This is a genomic window from Rufibacter sp. XAAS-G3-1, assembly GCF_013623775.1.
Classification (GTDB): Bacteria; Bacteroidota; Bacteroidia; order Cytophagales; family Hymenobacteraceae; genus Nibribacter.
Map to the genome: position 1 here is coordinate 116,431 of NZ_JABFAM010000003.1, position 20,009 is coordinate 136,439.

General features: G+C 52.4%; 20 protein-coding genes and 1 pseudogene. 6 read left to right on the top strand and 15 right to left on the bottom strand.

The features are described from left to right. Nucleotides 1–121: 121 nt before the first annotated feature. The 5 genes from HHO50_RS01335 to HHO50_RS01355 form a co-directional block, all read right to left on the bottom strand. On the bottom strand, nt 122–376 hold the full coding sequence (locus HHO50_RS01335; protein ID WP_181304207.1) for a hypothetical protein: 255 nt from the start codon (nt 374–376) through the stop codon (nt 122–124). Nucleotides 377–538: 162 nt separating this feature from the next. Next, nucleotides 539–925, bottom strand: a complete 387-nt coding sequence (locus tag HHO50_RS01340) for a CZB domain-containing protein (RefSeq protein ID WP_181304208.1) — start codon at nt 923–925, stop codon at nt 539–541. Nucleotides 926–1,401: 476 nt separating this feature from the next. Continuing rightward, entirely contained in the window at nt 1,402–2,427 is a 1,026-nt protein-coding gene (locus tag HHO50_RS01345; RefSeq protein WP_181304209.1) for an SDR family oxidoreductase, read from the bottom strand. 267 nt (nt 2,428–2,694) lie between these two features. Further along, the gene (locus tag HHO50_RS01350; RefSeq protein ID WP_181304210.1) at nt 2,695–3,243 is read right to left on the bottom strand and encodes a hypothetical protein; all 549 of its coding nucleotides are present in this window, start codon (nt 3,241–3,243) and stop codon (nt 2,695–2,697) included. Between the two features lie 405 nt (nt 3,244–3,648). Next, nucleotides 3,649–4,197, bottom strand: a complete 549-nt coding sequence (locus tag HHO50_RS01355) for an NUDIX domain-containing protein (protein ID WP_181304211.1) — start codon at nt 4,195–4,197, stop codon at nt 3,649–3,651. A gap of 160 nt (nt 4,198–4,357) precedes the next feature. Here HHO50_RS01355 and HHO50_RS01360 point away from each other — a divergent pair, with 160 nt between their 5' ends. From HHO50_RS01360 to HHO50_RS01380, 5 genes are all read left to right on the top strand, one after another. Beyond that, nucleotides 4,358–4,816: a DUF2059 domain-containing protein gene (locus HHO50_RS01360; protein WP_181304212.1), complete on the top strand. Its 459-nt coding sequence runs from the start codon at nt 4,358–4,360 to the stop codon at nt 4,814–4,816. 461 nt (nt 4,817–5,277) lie between these two features. Further along, on the top strand, nt 5,278–6,069 hold the full coding sequence (locus tag HHO50_RS01365; protein ID WP_181304213.1) for a dienelactone hydrolase family protein: 792 nt from the start codon (nt 5,278–5,280) through the stop codon (nt 6,067–6,069). 254 nt (nt 6,070–6,323) lie between these two features. Then, nucleotides 6,324–8,129: a glycoside hydrolase family 3 protein gene (locus HHO50_RS01370; RefSeq protein ID WP_181304214.1), complete on the top strand. Its 1,806-nt coding sequence runs from the start codon at nt 6,324–6,326 to the stop codon at nt 8,127–8,129. A 100-nt stretch (nt 8,130–8,229) separates the two neighbouring features. Further along, complete coding sequence (locus HHO50_RS01375) at nt 8,230–9,519, top strand: exo-beta-N-acetylmuramidase NamZ domain-containing protein (RefSeq protein WP_181304215.1); 1,290 nt, start codon at nt 8,230–8,232, stop codon at nt 9,517–9,519. A gap of 29 nt (nt 9,520–9,548) precedes the next feature. Continuing rightward, a complete protein-coding gene (locus HHO50_RS01380; RefSeq protein ID WP_181304216.1) occupies nt 9,549–10,517 on the top strand; it encodes an alkaline phosphatase family protein in 969 nt (322 codons plus the stop codon). Nucleotides 10,518–10,617: 100 nt separating this feature from the next. On the opposite strand, the gene HHO50_RS01385 is transcribed toward HHO50_RS01380, so the two are convergent. From HHO50_RS01385 to HHO50_RS01410, 6 genes and pseudogenes are all read right to left on the bottom strand, one after another. Next, nucleotides 10,618–11,400, bottom strand: a complete 783-nt coding sequence (locus HHO50_RS01385; RefSeq protein ID WP_255478548.1) for a CDP-alcohol phosphatidyltransferase family protein — start codon at nt 11,398–11,400, stop codon at nt 10,618–10,620. Continuing rightward, nucleotides 11,373–11,807: a GtrA family protein gene (locus tag HHO50_RS01390; RefSeq protein WP_181304217.1), complete on the bottom strand. Its 435-nt coding sequence runs from the start codon at nt 11,805–11,807 to the stop codon at nt 11,373–11,375. Before HHO50_RS01390 ends, HHO50_RS01385 begins: the two co-directional genes overlap by 28 nt. After that, a complete protein-coding gene (locus HHO50_RS01395; protein ID WP_181304218.1) occupies nt 11,808–12,266 on the bottom strand; it encodes a phosphatidylglycerophosphatase A in 459 nt (152 codons plus the stop codon). 7 nt (nt 12,267–12,273) lie between these two features. Beyond that, nucleotides 12,274–13,599: an inositol-3-phosphate synthase gene (locus HHO50_RS01400; RefSeq protein WP_181304219.1), complete on the bottom strand. Its 1,326-nt coding sequence runs from the start codon at nt 13,597–13,599 to the stop codon at nt 12,274–12,276. Between the two features lie 273 nt (nt 13,600–13,872). Beyond that, nucleotides 13,873–14,064: an Arc family DNA-binding protein gene (locus HHO50_RS01405; RefSeq protein WP_181304220.1), complete on the bottom strand. Its 192-nt coding sequence runs from the start codon at nt 14,062–14,064 to the stop codon at nt 13,873–13,875. 3 nt (nt 14,065–14,067) lie between these two features. After that, a pseudogene (locus tag HHO50_RS01410) lies at nt 14,068–14,919 on the bottom strand (SPFH domain-containing protein). 191 nt (nt 14,920–15,110) lie between these two features. On the opposite strand from HHO50_RS01410, the gene HHO50_RS01415 reads away from it, so the two are divergent. Continuing rightward, nucleotides 15,111–15,479 (top strand): hypothetical protein, encoded by a 369-nt coding sequence (locus HHO50_RS01415; protein WP_181304221.1) that lies wholly within the window; start codon nt 15,111–15,113, stop codon nt 15,477–15,479. Between the two features lie 143 nt (nt 15,480–15,622). Here HHO50_RS01415 and HHO50_RS01420 read toward each other — a convergent pair whose 3' ends face one another. From HHO50_RS01420 to HHO50_RS01435, 4 genes are all read right to left on the bottom strand, one after another. Next, entirely contained in the window at nt 15,623–16,519 is an 897-nt protein-coding gene (locus tag HHO50_RS01420; RefSeq protein ID WP_181304222.1) for an SdiA-regulated domain-containing protein, read from the bottom strand. A gap of 161 nt (nt 16,520–16,680) precedes the next feature. After that, nucleotides 16,681–17,121 carry a hypothetical protein gene (locus tag HHO50_RS01425; protein ID WP_181304223.1) on the bottom strand — a complete coding sequence of 147 codons (441 nt, stop codon included), beginning with the start codon at nt 17,119–17,121 and terminating at the stop codon, nt 16,681–16,683. An 842-nt stretch (nt 17,122–17,963) separates the two neighbouring features. After that, the gene (locus HHO50_RS01430) at nt 17,964–19,229 is read right to left on the bottom strand and encodes a HAMP domain-containing sensor histidine kinase (RefSeq protein WP_181304224.1); all 1,266 of its coding nucleotides are present in this window, start codon (nt 19,227–19,229) and stop codon (nt 17,964–17,966) included. Continuing rightward, nucleotides 19,226–19,903, bottom strand: a complete 678-nt coding sequence (locus tag HHO50_RS01435; RefSeq protein ID WP_181304225.1) for a response regulator transcription factor — start codon at nt 19,901–19,903, stop codon at nt 19,226–19,228. Before HHO50_RS01435 ends, HHO50_RS01430 begins: the two co-directional genes overlap by 4 nt. Nucleotides 19,904–20,009 lie beyond the last annotated feature (106 nt).

The window sequence follows — 20,009 nt, forward strand, 5'->3', positions numbered from 1 at the left end:
TTTTAGGAAAAACAGCCCTAAAACCCTGCGTAAGAAAGGGGATTTGAAAATATTTTTTTAGTTCCGGAATGAACACAAAAAAGCCTTTAGAACCAGGCTCTAAAGGCTTTTTGCAAGTTGGTTAGTAGTTATTTTCCTGATTGGCATCCCCATCATTAGGATCGCGCTCATCAATGGTATTTCCGCCCCCGGTTTTCTCTGTGCCCGAGAAGTTCTCGTCCTGTTTGGTGGAATCATAGCCGGTGACGTTGCGTCTGTAGCTGTCATGGTCGCTTATGTCCTGGCGCTGGTGCTCAGACTGTCTGCCCTGGTTCATTTCGGTGGCCGATTTATTTGTTTCTTCTGAGTTGGCTGGATCGTTTATTTTGTCTGGCATATGGGTAGTGTTAAGTAAAACGTCTGTCCCCCTCCATTAGGCAGGGGCTCTTACTTCTTTACTACTGCCGGGGCAAAAGGTTCCTGCTAAACCAAGGTCAGCCAACCGGGTACAAAGAATAGGACATACTAACAGCCGCTTAGCCCCAGAGCTGCCAGAAGGTTAGCCCAGTGATTTTCGCTCAATTACATCTAACAAGTGCAGGAGTTTTTGGGCCGTAGCTTCTATCTGGGGCAGTTCCTTCAGCGCTTCCTCCTGCTGCCCCTGCTGGTACTCCTGCCACAGACGCCGCGCAATGACATGCATCTCATTGTGTACTTTTTCCAGTTCTTTTACTTCTGCCAAGTGGCCAATGCGGGGCATGGCTACCCCATAGATCCATTTGCCCAAAGAGCATTCAGTAGTGGAGATCACCGGTTCGGTGTCAATGTTGGCCCCGTACAGCAAAGCCCTGAGCTTTGATTTGAACAGGACGTGCTTGATACGCGCTTGCTCAAAATCAAGCTTGCCTATGCTCTCAAAGTAATCGTCCTGTTCTTTCCTATTCATGTTTTCTACTCAAAGCCGAACCCAACCCCAGATGTGTCCGCAAAGCTACGTTTCTGGCCCGTTTTTCACCAACTAAACAAAAAGAACAACCAGAACAGCCATCCGTCAGGTTCCTGTTTTAGGGCCGTTTTCGGAAATATTCCCTGAAAACGACCAACTAAGCAGCAGGAACCATACTATTGTTGGGCGTAGAGTTAGCGCGCGCTACGCCCGTATGGAAAGCCAATCTCCTGGCTGGCGATCCATCGGCGCAGACGCTTGCAGGTCAAAAGACGCTGCGAGGTCTTTGGAACGGGCGGCATCGCGGAAGCAGGCTGTTATACAATACTGGCGCGAGACTTTAGTCTCGTGACCAAAGAATGAAGCGAATCCCCGGGCTGGCCGGGAACCACCGGCAGGAGTGCGGAACGTCAGCACTTGAATCCTAAGGAATAAGCGTGCCCGGGCCTACTCTTTCCATCGTTACTCAGGTGAGGTTACATTTCATTGTTCTCCCGGGCCGCTTTCTGGTTGGGGGCGTTCAGGGCCGATTGGGTTAGTTCGGTCTCGCTTTCGTAGCCGCGCACGGCTTCAGACCCAATTCCGCCCGGCCCGGGTAAGAACAGGTGCACCAGCCCCATTAAATCGGCGGTGGCCCCGGGGAAAAGCCCATGCAGGGTACTGATGAATTTGGCGTTCAAACCCAGCGTCACTTCTGATTTCCCGTAGCGGCAGGCATCTATGATTTCTCTTGCGGCCCTGTCGGCGGCCAGGGAGATCATGGGATTGGCATCTATCAGCGAGAAAAGCGAGTACTCTTTCTTGTTTTGCCCTTTTAAAAAGGCGTTGCGGGCACTGCCCGTGCGCATGAGCCCCGGATTGATGGTGGTGACATAGACGCCGTCCTTCAGCAACTCAGACCTGAACCCCTCTGACATGCCTACCAGCGCAAACTTACTGCCGCTGTACGGCACCAGATGCGGCACACTCACCTTGCCCCCCACTGAGGCAATGTTCACGATGCGGCCTTCGCCACGGGCTTTCATTTCGGGGAGGACTTCCAACATGGTGTACAATGCTGCCCAGTAATGCACCCGCATGGCTTCCTCAAAATCCTCTACCCGCATTTCCTCCAGCGGCCCGGCCGTAATGATGCCTGCGTTGTTGATGAGCACCTCTACCGGCCCTACCCGCTCTTTGATCTCCTGGATCATGGCTTTCACCTGCCCCCGGTCACGCACATCACAATTAAACGCCAAAACCGTGGCTCCACCGGCCTCCAGTTCTGCCTTGGCAGCGTCTAACTGGTGTTGGGTACGGGAACAGATGGCAATGTTGGCGCCCTGCTCGGCAAACATGCGGGCCAAGACCAGCCCCAGCCCGCGGCTTCCGCCCGTGATCAGGACGGTGCGGTCTGTGAAGGAGAATTCGCGCTTCCTGTTGGTGAAAGTGCGTACCGCCAATAATGCTCCCAAACCGGCGGCCCCGGCCAGTAAAAGCGTCTTCTTTGTGTTGTCTTCCATGGTTTTCTTATTTGGGTTTTGTTAGGTAGAGGCGGCTATGTTTATTGGTTGGCCCAGTGCTGGTTTGAGACTAGCGCCCCACTTTTGTACGAGCGCCAGCAGGTTCTGGACTATAAGCGGCTCGCTGCCTTTTACGCAGGAAATCTTTTCTGCGCTGTCTGTGACTCCTGCGCCGGTTTACGGCTTCTTTTTGAGAAAATAGCCCCAAAACAGAAGGCCCGCCCCTTGGTAAGAGACAGGCCTTCTGTTCACATAAACCAGGTTTCCTTAATTGGTTCTGGCACCACGACCCGCTACATCTGGATCATTGTTCTGATCTTTTCCACCTTCATTGGGCGAATATTTGTGGTCATCTGGGTCTCCGCCGTGGCCTGCGTGTCCGCTGCTGCGGCCCCCGCCGGTTCCGTCGTTGCCGTTGTGGTTTCCTTTGAAGCCGCTGTGGCTGTCGCTGAGACCACCAGCGTGGGTTCCATAACCGGTGTCTTTGTCGCTTTCAGCGTCATGCTTTGTCTGGCTTTTGTCTTCGGAGGGGGTTTTGCCTATTCCCTGGGCTTCACCATAGCCGCCGCCGCGTCTGCCTAACACGTCACCGCCGCCGTTCACATCGTCATGGGCCTGCCCTTTGTCCAGGTTGCCACCGGCATCGTTGATGTCTAAATCGCCATCGGCATCATAGTTGGCGGTGTTGCCCCCTTCGGCTTTGGTACCGTAGTTGTGATCGGCGAAAGTGCCCTCTCCGCGGTTTCCGTCCTGGCTGTTATTGCTTCCATCGCCACTCATGGGTGGCGTGCCCCGGTCTTTATTCTGCTCTTCCATAGTATGGTCAGGTTTTAAGTGAGTACAATAAACTTGTGTCCCTGTTTACGGGAGGAAACCACGAGAGTTAATTTCTGACTGCTTTTACAAGGAAGGACTTTACAAAGCTGCCTCACTGGCTGTTTATGAGCAAACGGACATAGGTCTCCCCATACGGCAGAGGGCCTTCTCCCTGCGTTCAGGCAGAAGGCCCTCTGCTTTTCCAACCCTGTTTTAGGGCTATTTTCCAGTAAACAGCCTTAAAACAGGTAGTAGGCCAAATCAAGCTATCCATTTTGTCCTTCTGGAAGGATCTCGGTGGCGAAGGGCAATTGGGTTTATTCACTGCTTTTCCAGTTCGCCCACAAGATCCTTCCAGGCGGACAAGGAGAAGAGATAGTTATTGCTGACCAATTACTTCATCCTTTATTCGCCGTTCTTCTGGTTCAATAACTTAGGTAGTAGATGCGCTTTGGCCCACTCTGCGGCCAGCAGGGTTTTCCCGTCTACAAAGGTATGGGTGGCCAGTTGGTCGGGGGTTAGCTCCAGGGTTTTGATGTCTTCGTTTTCATCGTCTTTGCCGCCGCCTTCCCCTGTTTTCCTGCTTACTTCGGCGTAGAAAAGGTAAAGTTTCTCAGCGAAAGCGCCCGGCGAGGGGTAAAATTCATAGATGTGCTGTAAACGGTCTACGGCATAGCCAATCTCCTCCCCAATCTCGCGGGTAATGGCGGCCTCGGGTTTTTCGTCTTCGCTGTCCAGCATGCCCGCCACGGCTTCCACCATGTCTTGCTCTACGGCTGGCCTAAACTGCTTGGCGAAGATGAATTTCTGCTTCTGTGTGTCATACACCAACGCCGCCGCGGCCTGGCCGGTCTGGAATACTTCGCGCTTGAATTCCTGCCCTTTGTCTTCTACCGTAAACACCTGCAGCCGGTAATGCCCTTGGTAAGCGGTTTCTTTCTTGGTTATTTTCATTTGTAGGTTTGGCTAGGAGCTAGTTTGTGTTAGGCTCTATCCCCATGGTACGGATGAGCGCGACACCGGTTTATAAGATGGAATGCCTCAAATAAATAGGCCAATACGCTGGCTATTCTGCGGCGTATTTCGTATTTATGAGACAAATTAATCTTTTAAAATGAAAAAATTATTCTCTCTATGGGTTCTACTGCTGTTGGTTTCAGTAGGCAGTGCCATGGCGCAGACCCAGAGCAGTCACTACAAAGCCGCCGAAACCTTGCTCATTACCATGGGCAGCCCCAAAGCCATTGACGACAATCTCCAGCAGATGCTGACCATGCAAATGGAACAGGTACCGGCCATGAAAGCCGCAGAGGTAGAGGTCAGGGCGTTTTTCTCTAAATACATGAACTGGGATGCCGTCAAAGACGATATGATCAAGTTGTACATGGCCGAGTTCTCTGAGAAGGAACTGAAAGACATGAATGCCTTTTACCTGACGCCTACCGGTAAAAAACTGGCATCCAAGCAATCTACCATCACCATGAAAAGCGCCCAGATTGGCCAGGCCAAAGTAGAGCCGCACATGATGGAGTTACAGCAGGCCATTCAGCAGAAAATGCAAGGCAATAATTAAGCTACATCAATCGCCTGTCTGGTTTCTTTAAACAAAATGCCCTCTCGTATTTCTGGGAGGGCATTTTGTTATGATAGCCACACCCGCTCGCCTCTAGCAGGTTGTTTTTACACTCTTTCTCTGAAAACAGGCTAGATTCCGTCTCAAGGGTTTCTGCCACAAAAAAGGTTTTCTGTTGGAGAACCTTTTTACAGAGTTGAAACAGAAGCTAAGTAGGAAGACAAATTGAAACACACCTTTTGGCATCCTGGAAGGATCTAGTGGGCAAGCTAGATGGTCTTCTGGTTAGTGCCTCTGCCGTTCGCCACCAAGATCCTTTCAGGATGACAGAGAAAAAGAAGGGATGCTCAGTGGTTGGCTTTACCTCCAGCCATTGGAACTGTTATTTTTAGCGGCTCTTTTTTATACTCAACGGAGTGCAGGAGCATCTGATGCTTTTGAACCTAAACCACTGTCTACTCATGAAAAAACTTTCCATTGCCATTCTCTTCTTTCTCGCCTTTGTGGCACACCTTGCTACGCAAGCCCAACAAATTAAAACACAGTTGGTAGAGTACAAGGAAGGCTCCACTACTTTAGAAGGATACCTGGCCTATGATGCCTCCAAGAAAGGGAAACTTCCGGGCGTACTAGTGGTGCATGAATGGAACGGCATCAGCGACTACACCAAACAAAGATGTGAGCAACTGGCCAAGATGGGCTACGTGGCCTTCGCCGCCGATATCTACGGCAAAGGGGTAAGGCCTAAAACCCCAGAGGCAATGGGGGCCGAAGCCGGAAAATACAAGAACAACGTTCCGTTGCTGCGCCAACGGGTGAATGCCGCCCTAACCCAGTTGAAAAAACAAACCAACGTAGATGCGGCTAAAGTGGCCGCCATTGGTTATTGCTTCGGCGGTACCACCGTGCTGGAACTGGCCCGCAGTGGAGCCGATGTAGCCGGGGTGGTGAGTTTTCACGGCGGCTTGGGTACCCCCAACGTTGCCGATGCCCACAACATCAAAGCAAAAGTACTGGTAGAGCACGGTGCCATTGACCCCTTCGTGCCCAAAACCGAACTGGACGGTTTCTTCAAAGAAATGAATGATGCCAAGGTAGACTACCAGTTCGTGGCGCACAGCGGCGCGGTGCACTCCTTCACCAACCCAGACGCTGGTACTGATATCTCCAAAGGCGCGGCCTACAACGCCGCCGCAGACCGCCGCTCCTGGGCAGACATGCAACAGTTTTTCGCCGAGATTTTCAAAAAGTAAGCCTAAAACAGACCAAAGCACCAAAAACGCCGTGGCAGGACTTATCTCCTGCCACGGCGTTTTTGGTTTATATCTGATTATTCCGGGAGCTTGGACTTTTAAATAAAATCCCAATATCTTCCTCAGCTTACTTGCGTAGAGAAAGGTACCCTTTGCCTGCGTAGTGTTAACCCTTGCTAAAAGATACCGTAAGGTAAAGGCTTCTGAAAGGTGCCAATCCCTCCAGGCACTGGAACTCATCTCGCCGTCTTACTATGTCTATAGCTCCTACGCAAAGATTTTCTCTGCTTACCTATGGTCTGCTGCTTCTGTTGGCTAGTCTGGCCTTTGCCGCGTGTAAAAAGAAGAATCCGCATGCTGAGGAAACCGTGGTGTTCAAGCCCCAACCCATCTCGCCGGAAGACACCATCAAATACCCCAACGAACTCATCACCACCCTCAACCGGAAAAACAAATGGGTAGACTCAGTTTTCCGCCGCATGACCCCAGAGGAGCGCATCACGCAGTTGATGATGATTGAGGTGTTCTCCAACCAAGGGCCGCAGCACGAAGAAGACGTACGCATGCTCATCAGGCGCTACAAAGTGGGCGGACTTATCTTCTTCCAGGGCGGGCCGGTGCGGCAAGCCAAGATGACCAACCGCTTACAGGCCGCCTCCAAGATTCCGCTCTGGATTGGCATGGACGCTGAGAACGGCATTGGCATGCGCATGGACAGCGCCATGCAGTACCCCTTGCCCATGCTTCTGGGAGCCATCAACAACGACAGCCTTATTTACCAGATGGGGGCCGAGATGGCCTTTGAGTTCAAACGGCTGGGCATGCACGTCAACTTCGCGCCGGTGGTAGACGTGAACAACAATGCCAACAACCCTGTCATCAGTTACCGCGCCTTCGGCGAAAATAAAGACGATGTGAGCTCCAAAAGCCTGGCCCAGATGCTGGGCATGCAGGACAACGGCATCATTGCCACCGCCAAACATTTTCCCGGCCACGGCGACACCGAGGTAGATTCGCACTATGACTTGCCCGTGATCTCGTACGGCCGTGAACGCCTGGACTCGCTGGAACTGCACCCGTTCCGGCATTTGATCCAGAGCGGGGTGGGTGGTATTATGGTGGGGCACATTCACTTGCCCAAACTGGACTCCACCGCCAATTTACCGGCCTCGCTCTCTAAACCCATTGTAACCGGCATCCTGAAGCAGGAATTCGGCTACGCTGGCCTCATCTTTACTGATGCCATGGTGATGAAAGGCGTAACCAAATACTTTAAACCCGGCGAAGCCGAAGTCATGGCGCTGGAAGCGGGTAATGACGTGGTGGAACGGTTGGTGAGCGTGCCCAAAGCGCTGGAGGCCATCAAAGCCGCGATTAAGCAAGGCCGGTTGAGCCAGCAAGACATTGACCGAAGCTGCAAAAAGATATTGGCCGCCAAGTACTGGCTTGGGTTGCACAACTATCAGCCTATCAAAATTGAGAACCTGTACCAAGATCTGCACGCCCCCCACGCCCATGAAATGCTCCGACGGCTGGCCGAAGGTTCGCTCACGCTGCTGCAGAACAAGCGCAATCAGATTCCGCTGGAAGACCGAAAACGCCGGAAAGTAGCCAGTCTGGCGGTGGGCGGCACCAAAACCACTTTCTTTCAGAAGAAAATCAAAGAAAAGCTTACCACTCAGGATTTCTTTCTGCCGCGCCGCTCCAATAAGAAAGACATAGAGAAGCTTAGGAAGGAGTTACTGAACTACGATCTTCTGCTGATCAGTATTTACGGCCCCAGCATCAGGCCCAGCAACAGCCTGGGCTTCACCCCAGAAGAACGCGCACTGGTAAACGAACTGGTTAGGAAGAAGAGGTGCGTGGTGGTGCTTTTTGACAACCCCTATACCCTTAACCGGCTGCCAGACATCCACCAGGCCACCGCGCTCATTGTGGGCTACCAGCAGTTGCCCGCGGTTCAGGCCGCGGCGGCCAAAATGATTCTGGGCGATCTAACCCCGCAGGGCAAGTTACCGGTCACCGTAAACCAGCATTTCCGCTACGGAGATGGTTTGTAGCAGCCAACTGGTTCTGTTTTAAGGCTGTTTTAAGAAAATTAGCGATAAAACCGCAACGCCTCCTATGGGCCTGCTCCCCATCTTTCGCTATCTTGGCAGCATGAAGATACGTCTCTCCTTCCGCACCTGCTATCTGTTGCTTGCACTTTTCCTGTGGCAGACCACCGTACTTGCGCAGTCACCAAAAACAAACAAATCTGCTGCCCCGGCCCACCGGGTAGTCATTGGGATTGAACAGCTGGTCACGCCCGAGTTCCTGCCTTTGCTCCAGAACCGCCGCGTAGCCATTCTTACCAACCACACGGGCGTAATGCCAGACAAAAGCCATATTGTGGATCTGCTGCACGCCCGCCCAGACGTGAAAGTGGTGAAGCTGCTCAGCCCCGAGCACGGCATACGGGGCGAGGCCGATACCCACGTGTCTGATGACGTGGACAAGAAAACCGGCCTTAAAGTCATCTCGCTCTACGGAAACGTAAGGAAACCTACGCCCGAGATGCTGAAAGATGTAGACGTACTCATTTTCGATATTCAGGACGTAGGGGCGCGCTATTATACTTACATCGCCACCATGACGGCCGTGCTGGAAGCCGCCGCCGAGAACAAAAAATTAATGATCGTGCTAGACCGGCCTAACCCCATTACCGGGGCGTACGTGGACGGAGCCGTGGGCAAAAACGCGAAACAACCCGTTACCGGCCCCAACTTTCTGCCTATCACGCACGGCATGACCGTAGGCGAACTGGCCCGCATGTTCAACGGCGAACGCGCCGCCAAAAAACTTCCCCAAGCGGAGCTAAAAGTAATTCCCATGCGGAATTACACCCGGGGCCAATGGTTTGACCAAACCGGGTTGCCCTGGATCAAGCCCTCGCCTAACATGATCAATCTGACCACGGCTACGCTGTATCCCGGCACCTGCATTCTGGAAGGCACCAATGTCTCTGAGGGGCGCGGCACCATGCAGGCTTTTGAGTTTATTGGCGCGCCCTGGATAAACGGCGAGAAACTGGCGCAGCAACTGAACAGCTACAGGCTCCCCGGCGTCACGTTCAAACCCATCCAATTCAAACCAGACAGTGTGGTGGACGGGATTCGGATTTATCCGCCCAAGTTTGTGGGGCAGACTTGTTACGGGGCGCAGGCGGTTGTCACAGACAGAAACAAGTTTGAATCGGCGAAGGCCTCGGTGTACATTATCCATGCGCTCAAGACGTTGTACCCCACCCAATTGGAGTGGAAAAACAGCCGCCTGGATGGCCTCTGGAAAACCGATGTCACCCGCCAACGCTTACAGGCCGGCGATGCTCCTAAAGAGATTATCTCGGCCTGGGCCGATGAACTCACTTATTTCAATCAAGTTAGAGCAAAATACCTGCTGTATCCGTAGTAGGCAGAACACAAACCTATGAAGCATCCATGATCAACTTCATCGTTCTGCCATTTCTGTTCTTATGCACTCATCTATTTTCAAGCAGTCTTCAACCTCCTGCTTCCATTCCAGAGCAGCCCCGGAAGTATGCTACCAAAAACGTGGTGATTCTGGTGATTGACGGCGTGCGGTATTCAGACTCCTGGGGAGATCCTACGTTCAGCAACATTCCGCGCATGGCTAAGCATCTGGCCGCTAAGGGAGTTTTCCATCCTCAGTTTTACAACAAAGGGGTTACGTTGACAAACCCCGGGCACGTGGCATTGACCACCGGGCACCACCAGATGATAGAGAATGACGGCAGTGAACTTCCTGGCCAACCGTCTATCTTCCATTACTACCGCCAGCACACCGGGGCTCCCGCCAAAGCGGCCTGGGTGATCACCAGCAAAGACAAACTGGAAATTCTGGCCCGCACCAACAGCACTAGCCCGGCCGCGGCTTTCGCGCCCTCGGTGAATTGCGGCATCAAAGGGTTGGGAACCGGTTACCGCGATGACACCACCACTATCCGGATCAGCAAGCAAGTACTGGCCAGGCACAAACCTAAACTGGTGCTCATCAACCTCCGCGAACCAGACTCAGAGGCCCACGCGGGCAACTGGAACGGGTATATAAAAGCCATCAGGCAGAGTGACCGCCTGGTTTATGATTTCTGGAACTGGCTGCAAAAGAACCCGCATTACAAGAACACCACCACCTTATTGGTGACCAATGACCATGGCCGCCATGAAGGCAACCGCTTTGAGAACCACGGCGATAAATGTGAGGGCTGTCGGCACATCAGCCTGCTGGCGCTGGGGCCCGATGTGAAGGCGGGGACGCGGGCCACCAGGGAGCGTTCGCAGGTAGACGTGGCCGCTACCACGGCAGAGCTTTTGGGTTTTAAACTGCCTAACCAGGAAGGCGAACCCATGCTGGAGTTATTCAAGACAACCTCTACGGCCAGAAAATAAAAGGTGTTTTGGGGCTATTTTCTAGAAAACAGCCCCAAAACACCTTTTATATTATCCGCTTTGCTGAAACCTTCGGCAAAGCCAGGAAACAGAATCACGTTTACTGGTGTAACCCCTGGTTTCTCTCTTTTAGCTCAATGGCATGCCGGGCCTGCATTAAACGGGTAACGGCGGTGACATTGGTAAAAACAGCTAGCACCGTAATAGGAATGGTGAAGACAGACATGGTTTCAAAGATGTGGAAGGGAATGCCTGGCACATACAATTTGAAATCACCGCCCAGAATGGCCGCCGTAAGCCCGCAGAACATACCCGCCAAGGCAATCAACACCACCCGCTCGGGACGCTGAAAAAAGCCGCCTTTGCATTCCACGCCCAAACCTTCGGCACGCGCCCTGGTGTAACTCACCATCATAGAACCAATCATGGCAATGAAGGCGAAAAGCGAACTGAGGAAATAGTTGTGCGCCATTAAGTAATAGCAGATCCCCAGGAACATCACCAACTCACTGTACCTATCCAGCACCGAGTCAAACAAAGCCCCGAAGGTAGACCCCATTTTACCCATGCGGGCCACCTGCCCGTCCAGCATGTCAAAGAGACCGGCCATCATGATCAGGAACCCGGCCCAGCCCACGTAAGAAAAATCATTGCGGTTCTCGCTTTCGCCGCCTACCACAAAGATGACCGCCACGCCCACGTTCATGATGAACCCCGTGGTAGTAACGGCGTTGGGGGTAAACCCAAGTTTGATCAGAAGCCGCACAAAAGGGTTCACTATTTTGTAGATGCCTTGCTGCAGGAATACTTTCCAGGCCTTTTCGCCGGGGGCTTTCTTTTTCTTGTAGGTAGAATCTAGCTCCATCTCTTTGGTTGTTTCCATGTGCCCGTGGGGAAAGGGTTAACTGTCTGTCGTACTTTTCTGAAAACAAACTTCTTCTGCATCAGGTAATTATAGCCTACCCCTATTACCACAGAGGTGATCACTTTTGAGATAAGATAACTGATGCCCGCGTAATGGGTAATGACGTAAATTCCGATGGCATTCAAGACCAGGCTGCCATTCCAGATGATAAAGTATCTGATGGCCTGCATAGACACGCTGGAATCCTCGGCGTGGAAAACCCACTCTCGGCTTAAGGCAAAATGGGTGACTCCGCCGGAGGCGGTTCCCAGCATGGTGCCCATCACGTACCAACTCCCGAAGAACTCAACCGCTAAAATGGTTACCAGAAAATCAACGATGGTGGCGCCCACAGAGGCAGTCTGTGCCTTTAAGAAAGTGAGCATCTAAAACAGCTTTAGGTAAATCACTAAATGAAGAATAAGGTTGGCGCAGCCCCCGGCCAGCACATCGTCCAGCATGACGCCCCAGCCGCCTTTTACGCGTTCGGCCCGCCTGATGTAGAAAGGCTTCACGATGTCAAAGAAACGGAACAACACCAGCGCGGCCAACAGGTACGGAACGGTCACGGGCACGGCCAGCAAGGCAATGCACATACCGGCCACCTCGTCAATGACCACTTTCTTGTCATCTTTGCCCCAAAGCGGTTCCACTTCATCTGAAGACCAAACGCCCAGCACCGTAATAAGCACCGTAAACGCTATTTGCCAGGAGAGAAACTCATTCCCACCGTTCTGCCCCAGATACCAGACCAGACAGGTCACCACCGCCGCAACCGTGCCGCCGCCCTTGCCTATGTACCCAATGCCCAGACTGGTGGAAATGAGTTTATGCATCCAGATCATACCGCCCCTATAGGGTGTCTACCAGGTCTTGGTAGTAATCCAGCCCCAGGTGGGTGATTAAGTCCTCGCCCATCATGTGGCGAAGGGTGTTCTGCAGTTTCATCAATTGCTTGAAGATGTCATGCTCCGGTGGCAGACCTTCAATGGTCTGCGGGGATTTGTAGTAGAAAGACAGCCATTCCTGGATGCCGCTCATGCCTGCGCGTTGCGCCAGATCTGTGAACAGGGCCAAGTCCAATACCAACGGCGCGGCCAAGATAGAGTCACGACACAGGAAGTTGATTTTGATCTGCATGGGGTACCCCAGCCAGCCGAAGATGTCAATGTTGTCCCAGCTTTCTTTGTTATCGCCGTGCGGCGGATAGTAGTTGATACGCACTTTGTGGTACATATCACCGTACAGTTCTGGGTTAGACTCTGGCTTGAAGATTTCGTCCAGCACGCTCAGTTTGGAAACTTCTTTGGTCTTGAAGTTCTCCGGCGCGTCCAGCACGTAGCCATCACGGTTACCCAGAATGTTGGAGGAGAACCAGCCGTTTACCCCTAACGCACGGGCGTGCAGTCCTGGGGCCAGGATGGTTTTCATCAAGGTCTGGCCGGTCTTGAAATCTTTCCCGGAAACAGCGATGCCGTTTTCCATGGCAAGCTCTACAATGGCCGGAATATCAACGGTCAGGTTTGGTGCGCCGTTGGCGAAAGGCACGCCCATTTTCATGGCGGCGTACGCGTAGATCATGCTTGGTGCGATGGCCGGATCGCTGTTGCGCAGGCCTTCTTCAAACGCGGCAATGGATTGGTGCACCTCAGACTCCTCTATGTAAATCTCGGTGGAACCGCACCACACCATCACCAGACGGTCGCAGCCGTTTTCTTCTTTGAAGTTGCGGATGTCTTCCATCAGGGCTTCGGCCAGTTCCATCTTGTTCGCACCTTCTTTTATGTGCGTACCGTCCAGGTTGCGGGCATAAGATTTATCAAATACCGCTTTCATAGGCACTACCTTCTCCAACTCTGCTTTCACAGCATGCAGCAACACAGGCTCTAACACCTTCGCGTTCACCGCCGCTTCAAACACGTTGTCAGAGTACACGTCCCAGCCACCGAACACGATGTCTTCCAGGTTGGCCAAAGGAACGAAATCCTTGATGAGCGGGTGACGGTCTTCGGTGCGCTTGCCTAACCGGATACGCCCCATCTGGGTAATAGAGCCCACCGGCTTTGCCAACTCTTTCTTAACAGCTTCTACCCCAGCAATGAACGTGGTTGCCACTGCTCCTAAACCCGGGATTAGGATTCCTAACCTGCCGTCGGCCGGTTTCACTTCGTATTCCATAGTTCTATTTTATTTGACTTGTTGATGAGGTTCTCTTTATTAAAACCAAAACTAAGGCTTAAGTTATCTATTTTCCTACAAACCTGCTTAAGTAATTACCCTATTTCTTCCGGTATTTCTACTATATTAGAAGTAACCAAGGCCTATTCTGGACAAAAGTAGGCTTTAGAAATTTATTCTCTGAGATAATCTAATGCCGGGAGTGACGCATGGAGCGGTTTGAGAGCATGAACTTAGCTTTTTGGGCCTTCTACTGAAAAACCAGGCCACAGGTTAGTCTTTTTGCGCCTCTGGCTCTGCCGAACTTTGACTGGAGGAAGGCAAGCGGCCCGATTTTTTCAAGGCTTCCTGCACAATCCACTCCAACTGGCCGTTGGTGCTTCTAAACTCATCTGCGGCCCATTTCTCTACGGCTTTCATCATCTCAGCATTCATGCGCAGCGCGAACGATTTTTTTTCGGCCATTGGCTAGTGGTGTAAGGTTCCGGCGTTTACTACGGGGTGTACGCTTCTGTCTGAGCAGAGCACCACCATTAAAATTGGTGACCATGGCGGCTTTGCGCTCTTCGTCCAAGTCTACCAGGCGTTTGTCGTTTAGTTGGTGCAGGGCCATTTCTACCATGCCCACGGCGCCTTCCACAATTTTGGAACGGGCCGCTACAATGGCCGTGGCCTGCTGGCGCTGCAACATGGCGCTGGCAATTTCCTGGGCGTAGGCCAGGTAACTGATTCTGGCTTCCAGCACGTGAATACCGGCAATGGCCAGGCGCTCCATCAGTTCCCGTTCCAATTCATCGTTCACCTCCTGGCTGCTGCCGCGCAAAGAGATCTCGCTTTCATCCTCGAAGTTGTCATACGGGTAAATGCCCGCCAATTTCCGGATGGCCGACTCGCTCTGCACCTTCACAAAATTCTCGTAGTTGTCTACTTCAAAAGCGGCCTTAAAGGTTTCTTCCACGCGCCACACCAGCACCACGCCAATCATGATGGGGTTACCCAGTTTGTCATTCACCTTGATGGGGTTGGTGTCCAGGTTACGGGCCCGCAAAGAGATGTTCTTAGACACCAGGAAAGGGTTCACCCAAAAGAAACCGTTCTGCTTGATGGTGCCGGTGTATTCCCCAACAGCGTGAGCACCCGTGATTCATTAGGGTTCACAATCTTAAAGCCCTTGCAGAAGAAGATGAACACCAAAGAGAACGGCCCAATGATTTCTGCTCCAATGTAATAGGCACAAGCCCCGGCCGCGGCGAGGAGGAGCAGCAAGAGAATCAGGATGGTGTACCCAGAGATAGGGTGATACGATTTTTCGGCTTTCATAGGCTTATTCGTTTTAATATCATTATGATATCATCTAAAGTATGAAAAGAAACCGAGAACCAGAAACCAACTTCTCTTAATAGTATTTACCTCATTCTAAACCTTTGAAAATCAGTAAAAACGCAAACAGCCATCTTGCTTGAGGTGCGTATAAAAAGGAGTTGTTCAATGGTTTAAAAAAGGAGGTTGTTATGCGCATTATTCCCACCAGTGTCCATGGCATCATGGATTATCTTATTGCGGTGCTATTGATTGCATCGCCATGGCTGTTTGGCTTTTACAGAGGAGGCGTGGAAAGTTACCTTCCCATGGGGATAGGTGCCTTGATTCTCGTTCAGGCGCTGATGACGCGCAATGAAACCGGAGCCGTGAGAGTGCTCCCCATGCCGGCGCACCTGATGAGTGACCTGGCCATTGGCCTGCTGCTCACGCTCTCGCCCTGGCTTTTCTTTTTCCATGATTACGTTTGGGAGCCCCACTTTATGATAGGGCTTCTGATTACCGGCCATGCCATTTTAACCCGTATGACCCCAGCGCCCAGCGTTGCCAACAGGCACTAGTACAAACGCCAGAAACGAAGTATCTTTAAAAAGCAGTTCTCCTGTTTTAAGCCGGTTTTTTAGAAAACGCGCCCAAAACAGGAGAACTGCTTTTCACGGGAGGAAACTATCCTGAACGTGGAGGCCGGATAGCGGCCCTGGGATTATCTTGCCTCGGTTAGGTTGACCTGCAGGATATTGCCCGGGTTTTTCTTGCCCTCATTGGAGATGAACAACTCGCCCGATGGGCTGAACGCAATGCCCTCTGGTTTGTAGAAAGCCGCGTCGCTCAGCTTGTGCCGTTTCTTGATGCTCCCGTCTGGGTTGAGGAGAAACAGCTGCGGGTTAGAGGCCTCCAGCAGGTAAATGTCGCCGGTTACCGGATGGATGGCGATCTCTGACGGTTGCCACACCTTGCTCAAGGTTTTCTTCTGGGTCTGGGGCAATTGCGGATCTTTCAGGCTCAGCTTGAAAATAGGCTGCGCCGATAAGGTTTTGGAAGCCAGATCAAACGCATACACGCCTTTGTAGTCTGTGCCGTTGGCTTCCTCGCCTTTGATGGCCAGCAACAGACGCTGGTGCTTGGCATCAAAGGTCAGGCCTTCCACGTTATGGGCTTCGGTGAGCGACGTAGGATACTCTTTGATCATCGGCCCCTCAGACAGCCAGTTGGCTACCTCAAACAGATGCCCGTCGCTGCGCACTACGTAGGCCGTGTTCCCCGCCAGGGCAATGCCTTCATAGTCGCCGGCCGCCCCGAAGGTGATCTGCCGCTCTATGAACTTTTTGCCTGTGTCATAGATGAAGATCACGCCCGCCTCGTCCTGCACGCAGGCGAATTTGCCGTTGCCCAGAAACGCGATCCCCGACACTTCCCGGAGGATCTCGGGCACTTCCCATTTCTGGTTTACCTGCACCGCCGGAGACGCCGCCTCTACCGTTTTATGCTTTTTATTTTTTTTGGGTTTGTCATCTTCCCTGGCCTGGGCATTGCCGCTGTCGCAGGCCAGCACCGAAAAGGTTAAAAACAAGCTGGTTAGCATTACTTGAAAGCGTTTCATAGGGGTACGTCTTAAGTTAGTTTCTGTAAATTGAGAGAAAATCTTTTCCTCCGGTTCCCTGAGGCAGTCCTATTATCCTGGCTGCTTTGTTTCTGTATTTAGCCTGTTTTGTAGAAAAACGGCCTAAAACAGCCACCTTCTGTTCTGTCACCAGGCCGAAATCAATCCCAGAATCTGGTGTTGACAACAGTGCCGTTGGAAGCGTAGACTCTCTTGAGGTCTTCGTTGTTGTTCTCCAGTTCTATCTGGTAATACACCTGCCCCTGTTTCTCCACTTGCTCCAGGTCATCCATCAGATAGGCCTGAAAATCTCTCTTGAGCGCAACAGATACCGCCGGGGGCAATTGGGCGGCGGTGATGTCCTGCTTCTGCATGAGCACGTGCCCCACAGAATCTAACAAGACAGTGTGTTCCACGCCCGCCACCACAAACTCCGCCTCAAAATGCTGCCCCTCTTTCTCCCAGTCAATCCTTTCTGCCTGCGGAAATTTCACCTGTACCGAATTCTGTACCAGCGAAGGCAGTTGGCCCGCCGTGATCCGTTGGCCGCAGCTCCAGAGCGTGCCAGTGGCCATGGCAATGATCAATAAGGTCGTTTTCATAGCTATATCCTTTCGTTCTTCAGTTTATTTATACCCAAAGCTCGGGCTCAAAACAGGAAACAATTGGGAATGCAGAAAAAAAATGAGAACCTTTTTTAAGCTGTTTTCCGAAAAGAAAGCTAAAAACGGGTGGTGTGCTTTGGCAATTTTGGAGTTGACTTTATTGGGGAGATTAGCAGATGCACTTATGCTGCTCTCTTGGCTTGTCTGCTTGTTGCAGAGGTATTGGTGGGTGCACGGAATATGCTGTTCCCTTGGATTGGCCGCTTCATGCGTGGGTATGTGCATGCCTTATGCTGTTCCCTCGGCTTGTCTGTTCGTTTGGTGGGTGCAAGTGCTGTATTGTTTCATCTCTGGCGGTATGCGCTCACGGCCGCGGGGCCCCGTCTTCCCCTCTCGCACTGCCCTTTCGGCCTGGGAGGTCTATTGCTCTTAGCTTCTGCCTGTCTATGGCCAAAAGCGAGGCGCGCTCGGGGAAGACTGGAACGGGGGAAAGGAGCAGACTCTATATCTATCAGTTTGGTACTTCTGTCCTCTAAAGCAGATACTCCCCCTTTGAAGGGGGCGAAGGGCGATGTTTACACCTGCCGAACTACGCATTGCTATCCCCTGCAAAGGCGTATTCCCCTCCTCGGAGGGGCGGGTGTGGGTTCTGGCGCGCCAATCATTCAATAATGGTACATCTTCTAAAGTTGGATTTACAGAAGGACACTTCTGCTGGCGCAAACACGGCTCAAGTTCCGTTTTTGACCTATTTTCTGCGAAAGTAGGTCAAAAACGGAAGAGCTTTCGGCAATAAGCAGATATTTTAGCCAGAGGTAGAACTTACGACAACCAGCGGTTTAGAAAGTTACCGTAAAGGTGTGCCCTTGCCGGAAATCGTATTGAACCTTGAAGCCGTAGAGGTCGCAGATGGCTTTCACGATGGGCAGGCCCAGGCCGGTGGAGGCGGTGGAGGAATCGTCTTTGAAGAACCGCGTGAACACCTGTTCCTGGTTGAGTGGCTGGTCGGTTTTGCCGGAGTTTTCAAAAACCAAGCCCGAAACGGAAAGCTGGATGCGCAGGAATCCGCCGGGCACGTTGTGCACGAGGGCATTTTTAAGCAGGTTCAGCACCAGCATGGTGGCCAGATCGGGGTTCATGCGGAGGGTGACCTCCTGTTCCAACTGCAACTCCACGGTAATGTCTTTGAAGGCGAGTTGCTCCTCGAAATCTGCCAGGGACTTCTGCAAAAGCGTGGAAAGCTCCACGTCTGCTTCCTGGGCGAACTGGCGGTTCTCAATCTTGGAGAGCAGCAGCAATGATTTGTTCAGGCGGGTGAGGCGCTCCAGGTTTTCCATGACGGTGCCAATCTGCAGGAGTTGGTTTTCGTGCAGCGGCTGGCTTTCGGCGAGCAGTTCCAGCTTGTTCAGGCTGATGGCCAGCGGGGTCTGCAGTTCGTGCGCGGCATTCTCAATGAAAACTTTCTGGTTCTGGTACACCGCCACGTTTTGCTGCAGCAGCTTTTCCACGGTTTGGTTCAGGAGCTGAAATTCTTCAATGTTGGTGGGCTGCACCGGCACGGGTTGGGGGTCATCCAGCTTAAAGTGCTGCAGGCGCTGCAGAATGTGGTAGAAGGGCCGCCAGATTCTTTTCAGGAGCAGATTGTTGAGCACCAGAATACTGGCTATGAGCCCCAGATACAGCCAAAGCAGCGAGTACAGCAAATCCTCAATGAGGTCGTCTTCCTCTACCATGGAGGTAATCAGGCTCAGTTCATAGTAGCGGCCTTTGTGCCGGAAAACGGTGGTAAGCAGGCGTACGGGCTCAAAATCCTGCTCGTTCTGCATGAACATGAGCGTGTCACGGTACTGGTCTTTGCGGTGGATGGCCAGCGTGAACGGAATCTCCCGCACCCTGAAATAACCGGCCTCAAACTCGCGCTGCCGCAGCACGGTGCTGTCTTGCGCGGCCTTCTGCATGACCAGGATCTTCTGGTTTCCCAGGCCGTCATCTATGCTGTCATAGATTTCGTCTAGCATGTTCACGTAGAAAAGCCCCGCCCACAGGGAGATGACCAGCAGCAGCAGCCCGGCCAGGTAGGCGGTGGCGTGGTTGAGCAGTTTCATGCCGTGACCAGTTTGTACCCGATGCCGTAGATGGCCTGAATCTCTACCTGGGCGCCGTGGTCTTTCAGTTTCTTGCGCAGGTTTTTGATCTGGGAGTAGATGAACTCGTAATTGTCGGCTTGGTCAATGTAGTCGCCCCAGACGTGCTCGGCCAGGGCCGTTTTGCTCACCAGCCGGTCTTTGTTCGTGACCAGGTACAGCAGAATGTCAAACTCTTTGCGGTTGAGCACCATCTCCTGCCCGTTCACCCAAGCCAGGTGTTTGTCCAAATCAATCTGCAGGTTCTGGAGGATTTGTAGATTTTGGCCCTCAAACTTGCGCCGACGCAGCACAGATTTCACGCGGGCGTGCAGCTCGGCCATGTGGAACGGTTTAGGCAAATAGTCATCAGCGCCTAACTCCAGCCCCTGTATTTTATCATCCACGGAGTTCCGGGCCGAGACGATGATCACGCCATCAGATTTCTGCTGTTTCTTCAGCTCCTCCAGCAACGAAAGGCCGCTGCCGCCGGGCAGGTTGATGTCCAGCAGAATGCAGTCATAGGCGTACACCGTCACTTTTTCCAGCGCGCTGTCATAATCTGAGGCGGTTTCCACCAGATACTTTTCCTGCTGCAGCGAGTGCACCAGGGTTTCCAGCATTTGCGGTTCATCTTCTATGACCAGTATTTTCATGGCAGGTGGTGGTTTCTGGCAAGTAACACCAGAAATCTGGAAAGAATTGGGAAGGGTCTGTTGGGCGGCCGCGGCCGATGTTGCCTCTCCCGTTTTAAGGCTGTTT

Excerpts from the sequence above, each read along its gene's own strand:
- HHO50_RS01335 (WP_181304207.1), bottom strand. The coding sequence starts at position 376 with ATGCCAGACAAAATAAACGATCCAGCCAACTCAGAAGAAACAAATAAA.
- HHO50_RS01340 (WP_181304208.1), bottom strand. The coding sequence starts at position 925 with ATGAATAGGAAAGAACAGGACGATTACTTTGAGAGCATAGGCAAGCTT.
- HHO50_RS01345 (WP_181304209.1), bottom strand. The coding sequence starts at position 2,427 with ATGGAAGACAACACAAAGAAGACGCTTTTACTGGCCGGGGCCGCCGGT.
- HHO50_RS01350 (WP_181304210.1), bottom strand. The coding sequence starts at position 3,243 with ATGGAAGAGCAGAATAAAGACCGGGGCACGCCACCCATGAGTGGCGAT.
- HHO50_RS01355 (WP_181304211.1), bottom strand. The coding sequence starts at position 4,197 with ATGAAAATAACCAAGAAAGAAACCGCTTACCAAGGGCATTACCGGCTG.
- HHO50_RS01360 (WP_181304212.1), top strand. The coding sequence starts at position 4,358 with ATGAAAAAATTATTCTCTCTATGGGTTCTACTGCTGTTGGTTTCAGTA.
- HHO50_RS01365 (WP_181304213.1), top strand. The coding sequence starts at position 5,278 with ATGAAAAAACTTTCCATTGCCATTCTCTTCTTTCTCGCCTTTGTGGCA.
- HHO50_RS01370 (WP_181304214.1), top strand. The coding sequence starts at position 6,324 with ATGTCTATAGCTCCTACGCAAAGATTTTCTCTGCTTACCTATGGTCTG.
- HHO50_RS01375 (WP_181304215.1), top strand. The coding sequence starts at position 8,230 with ATGAAGATACGTCTCTCCTTCCGCACCTGCTATCTGTTGCTTGCACTT.
- HHO50_RS01380 (WP_181304216.1), top strand. The coding sequence starts at position 9,549 with ATGATCAACTTCATCGTTCTGCCATTTCTGTTCTTATGCACTCATCTA.
- HHO50_RS01385 (WP_255478548.1), bottom strand. The coding sequence starts at position 11,400 with ATGGAAACAACCAAAGAGATGGAGCTAGATTCTACCTACAAGAAAAAG.
- HHO50_RS01390 (WP_181304217.1), bottom strand. The coding sequence starts at position 11,807 with ATGCTCACTTTCTTAAAGGCACAGACTGCCTCTGTGGGCGCCACCATC.
- HHO50_RS01395 (WP_181304218.1), bottom strand. The coding sequence starts at position 12,266 with ATGATCTGGATGCATAAACTCATTTCCACCAGTCTGGGCATTGGGTAC.
- HHO50_RS01400 (WP_181304219.1), bottom strand. The coding sequence starts at position 13,599 with ATGGAATACGAAGTGAAACCGGCCGACGGCAGGTTAGGAATCCTAATC.
- HHO50_RS01405 (WP_181304220.1), bottom strand. The coding sequence starts at position 14,064 with ATGGCCGAAAAAAAATCGTTCGCGCTGCGCATGAATGCTGAGATGATG.
- HHO50_RS01415 (WP_181304221.1), top strand. The coding sequence starts at position 15,111 with ATGCGCATTATTCCCACCAGTGTCCATGGCATCATGGATTATCTTATT.
- HHO50_RS01420 (WP_181304222.1), bottom strand. The coding sequence starts at position 16,519 with ATGAAACGCTTTCAAGTAATGCTAACCAGCTTGTTTTTAACCTTTTCG.
- HHO50_RS01425 (WP_181304223.1), bottom strand. The coding sequence starts at position 17,121 with ATGAAAACGACCTTATTGATCATTGCCATGGCCACTGGCACGCTCTGG.
- HHO50_RS01430 (WP_181304224.1), bottom strand. The coding sequence starts at position 19,229 with ATGAAACTGCTCAACCACGCCACCGCCTACCTGGCCGGGCTGCTGCTG.
- HHO50_RS01435 (WP_181304225.1), bottom strand. The coding sequence starts at position 19,903 with ATGAAAATACTGGTCATAGAAGATGAACCGCAAATGCTGGAAACCCTG.